The 584-nt window shown below is 56.5% G+C and carries 1 protein-coding gene; it reads left to right on the top strand.

All coding sequences use genetic code 11. The annotated features are described in order from the left end of the window. Positions 1–584 (top strand): Ig-like domain-containing protein (locus Q4551_RS16190; protein WP_303434964.1); only part of this gene is annotated, 584 nt, incomplete at both ends.

Below are 584 nucleotides of genomic sequence, written 5' to 3'. Positions count from 1 at the left end.
CTGGAGGCCAGCATCTCGATCCAGGTGGATACCGTGGCACCGGTGGCGAGTATCGACCTCTCAACCCATGTACTGGCAGTTGGAGAAACCGCCACGGTCACCATCCGCTTCCATGAAGCCGTGACCGGATTCGGCCTGGAAGATCTGTCGGCAGACAACGCCACCTTCTCCAATCTCATCAGCACCGACGGCGGCACCACCTGGACCGCCACACTGACTCCCTCCGACAACATCAGCAGCGATGATAACCGGATTTACCTGAGCAGCGGCTATACCGATGCGGTGGGTAACCAACCGACCAGCGACGTCATCAGCGCCAGTTATCAAATCGATACCCAGGCCCCGGTTTTCACCTCCGCGACCACCGCCACCGCGATTAACGAAAACTCTGGTGAGAACGCGGTGATTTACACCGCAACGACAGACGATGCCGCAGCGGTTTATTCGTTGTCTGGTACAGATGCGTCACTGTTCAGCATTAATTCAGCCACCGGCGAAGTGACGTTATTGGCCGACGCTGATTACGAGAGCAAGTCCAGTTATTCATTTGTAGTTACCGCCACCGATGGGGTGGGTAACCATAC

Source organism: Oceanobacter sp. 5_MG-2023 (genome assembly GCF_030548165.1).
In the GTDB taxonomy this organism is placed as follows: domain Bacteria; phylum Pseudomonadota; class Gammaproteobacteria; order Pseudomonadales; family Oceanobacteraceae; genus Oceanobacter.
The sequence above is the reverse complement of the archived record's forward strand: the minus strand, read 5'-3'. Positions and strand labels throughout refer to the sequence as shown.